Source organism: Parashewanella curva (assembly GCF_003675895.1).
In the GTDB taxonomy this organism is placed as follows: Bacteria; Pseudomonadota; Gammaproteobacteria; order Enterobacterales; family Shewanellaceae; genus Parashewanella; species Parashewanella curva.
The window spans coordinates 1-3776 of record NZ_ML014904.1 but is presented as its reverse complement, the minus strand read 5'-3'; the positions used below and the strand labels follow the sequence as shown (position 1 = coordinate 3776).

The 3776-nt window shown below is 36.2% G+C and carries 2 protein-coding genes; one reads left to right on the top strand and one right to left on the bottom strand.

Annotation, left to right across the window (positions count from 1 at the left end; translation table 11 throughout):
• Positions 1-236 precede the first annotated feature (236 nt).
• Positions 237-830, top strand: a complete 594-nt coding sequence (locus D5018_RS20945; protein WP_165905143.1) for an ankyrin repeat domain-containing protein — start codon at positions 237-239, stop codon at positions 828-830.
• Positions 831-993: 163 nt separating this feature from the next.
• On the opposite strand, the gene D5018_RS20940 is transcribed toward D5018_RS20945, so the two are convergent.
• On the bottom strand, positions 994-3471 hold the full coding sequence (locus tag D5018_RS20940) for an ankyrin repeat domain-containing protein (RefSeq protein WP_121840915.1): 2478 nt from the start codon (positions 3469-3471) through the stop codon (positions 994-996).
• Positions 3472-3776: the final 305 nt, after the last annotated feature.

The following is a 3776-nucleotide window of genomic DNA, read 5'->3' as shown; positions in this document are numbered from 1 at the left end:
ACTAAATATTTGGTCAGCATGACATACTGGGAAGATCGGTCAAATGATCATTGAGGATCAAGTAAAATGGTGACTCAACCGTTGCTATTTTAAGCAGATTGAGTCAGATGGGCTGAATAGTTACTAAATTTCAAGCTAAGGCTTCCATTGCTGAAAAGACTCTTGAAACTTTTCAAACTGATTTAACTAAAACACAGCCTGCAGCAGAGCCAACTGATACATTATCTCGGTTTGTTTTGGCCCCTCATTATGCTGAATTTGACTTAACCGACAAAGCAACCCTTGACTGTATTAAGGAAGCTTTTGACACTGAAGGGAGTACAACTATTTGCTTAGAATTCATCAAGAAATATAGTGCAAGTACTATCGCAAATCTAAAGGTTGATTTTTCGATTCAACTTTACGGAAAAAGGTATGACTACCCTAAAGCTACAATATTTTGGATAGCATGCCGAACTGGTAATTTAGAGGTAGTTAAAGCACTCTTTGAAGGCAATCCAGAAATTGATTGGGGAGTCGAGTGTACGCAAATTAATATTAAAAACCGAACCCCACTTTATATAGCATGCTCTAAAGGTAACATTTCAGTAATACACTTTTTACTTGATAATGGTGCGAGCATACAAAACCGCCCGAGCAATGAAGTTTATTTCTCTAATGTCTTTATGCAGTCTTGCCTGTGCCCTTCTGCTGCAAAATTTGGTTCCTCTGCACTTGCAGTACTAGACATTCGTAATTTGAATCAAACTCAATGGGGCGTTATTAGGAAACTTGCTGAACAAGGGGAAACCAATGCGAAAGATATACTCGCTAAATTTGAGCAAAAATAATAACTTTCTTCTATATACCGTGCTCATTGTTCTGGTCGACCAAATCAGGACATGTTTCTTAGGGAGTTCTCAGAAATTCAAGAAATATTCAGGGTGTCAGTTAGCAAAATTAGATATCTGCCTATGATTTGGGCATGATGAAAAGTCGATAGCATGTCCATATTTACACGAGATTTACTTTACTTTTTGCTAATGCTTGCCCTACGTGTGTTTTTAATTGAGTCATGATCATAGACAGATTCATTTTTTGAGCAAGTTCATATGCGGTAAACTGTTCGAGATAGCCATTGGATTTTTCATTAAGCAGTTGTAAAGGCCACGCTGATAAAAGTATCTCTACTCCATATGATGACTTGGATTTTACAGCAAGATGCAGCGCATTATCTCCATCTCTATTCCTAACCGTAAAATCAGGAGTACATTTGAGTAAAAACCTTACAAGCTCCCAATGTTTTGTCACAACAGCAAAATTTAGAACACTTCCATGAACTAAAATAGGAAGGTTAATAAAAGTAGGACAAGAAGAAAGAAGAGCTTTAAAGTAGGTGAGCTGATATTTAGTGGTAAAACATGCCAGCATCTCCATTATATTAATAGGGTAACAGCCTTGTACCACACTAATATCGTTTTCATTGAAGCATTTTTTTTCTATAAACAAATTAAGTATGGTGTAATTCTTACACATGCAGGCACTCAACATGGCATCGCTTAATGCCAAGCTTGATGCCCCAACCTCTAAACAATAGTATACTATGTAAGGTCTATTTTGTTTTACGGCATCAATTAATACTCGGCTTCTGGCATGATAACCAATTCCAATAGCATCACTAAGAGTTTCAGGAAACTGAAATGAATCCATATTTTGTTGCTCTGCTTGTTTTATTGCCTCTTTAATCTGTTCTGGAAGGTGAGTATTAAAGGATTGTTGAAACATATCTGTCCATTCCAGAAGTGAAAAGTAATATGGAGTCGGGGTAAAGTTCGCATAGGGAATAGATAATAAATGTTCTAGCATTCTGAACTGTTTGGCTTTAATAGCAATTTGAGCCAAGTTTTCTTGTGTATCATAACATCGAATTTCTCCAACATTGATATCAAAGCAGTTGATCAAAAATTTAAACTCTTCTAAGTTTCCATGCTTTACAGTTAAACTTACAGCATTGTCTCGTAATGGGGTTTCGTGCAGGATGAGTTGTTCACCCCCATTCTGACTGCAAAACAAGCAAATATGGCTTAATGAAGATAGATGACCTAATTTACACGCAGTATCAACAGGGCTAAACCCGTTCACAAATAAATCATTAGCAGCACAGTAAGTAAAGCAGTCGATAAAGCGGTTTGTTTCTAAGAGCTTTTGAACCAGTTCAGTATTGTTCTCTTCGCAAGCCCTGTTCATTATCTGCATGTATTCTTTTTCTGGCAGATAGCACTCAGAAAATAGCGCTAAACTTAATTTGATTAAGGCCATAGAATCAAGCTCAGTGTGTTTAATGATTGGAACGACACTTAATTCTTCAAGTCTATTAAAGCAACTGATTTGAAACTTACCTTGCAATTGGTTGCAAATGCTTAACAAAGTATCAGGATCTGTTTGTGCTTTTATCCAAGTATGTAAATCGGACTCTTGACTAAGCTGAGGCGATTTTTTACATTCACATACATAAAAACCTCTCATTGGTAATTGTTCAAACCTAGAGTCAAAAACAAAGTTCAATTTTTCTTTGCTGGAGCTATTAACAATGATGGTGTTGTAAAGCAAAAACATTTGAACAACAGAATGAATTTGATTTATTGGTAACAATAAAACTTCATTTATTGTTAGCGATGAACAGGCATCTCCAGAATTTATAAAATAATTACAGAAATCTGATGTTTGTAATGCACTAAGGGGGGCAACCGTTGAAGGTCTAAACTCACATACCGTGATGGGTTGCTCTTTGGGCTGCAATGGCAACCTAATCACTTGTTTTGCATAAACATTTCCAGAGGACGACGACGGCGTTTCAAGGTAGTGTGCATGCAGGCATAAGAAACTTAAGCATCGACATAATAATTGTGCAGATATAATATTTGCAGTTCCCGCCAATTCTGGTTGTTCTACTTTACCGACATAGCCTAGGATCGCTCTATTTAATGCTACTTTTTTATTATGGCAGTTGACTATTTCACAAAAAACATCAATTACATTGCTTATATAACTTTCATAGTTTTTTTGCTTCTTAAGTTGGGCGGCTCGGAGTATGCAGAGGGATGTAAAGGCGAAAAATTGCAGATTTGATTCATATTTTACTGACTGTGGCAGCAGCGTGATGCTCCTTATTTTTGAAGCCGTATCCACTAATGGATCACTTAACAGCCGATTTAGTTTTTGAATTTGGTCCTCAATAGAGCCAAATAAATGCTCACAAATACAGATATTTTGACGTAACGAATTGAGTTCATTTACACAAGAAAGAAAATTGATTATACAATCGTAAGTCCTTTGACTACATATCAATTTCTGCTGTTCACATGCGTTAATGAAATCATGTAGTTCAGGCGTGGTTATTGATTCTTTAGCAATAACATAATCGGTAGGCGAATTTGTATTCAATAAATTACTGGAGGCTGGCAAAAAAGGGCTGATAGAGCTCAAACTCATAGTAGCTTACCTGAGGTTTAAGAATTTAGGCATCATAAACCCAAAAGCCACGAATAATATGTTTTCATGATGAATGTTAGATTAACTTTGAAGCTATAGAAGGGGTTTGATGCCCAACGGTACGAAAACCTACGCTAAGAAATATTTTGTGAAAATTGTACTTACCTTCCAATGAGTTATCATAGACAGGATCTTAAGCGTAAGATAATAAAAAGATAGAAAAAAGGCTTCATATGTGATCAAATTATTTCGCCAAAAACAAACAGATTACTCAGAAGCCGATGTCCATTATTTCAGTTAAGCAA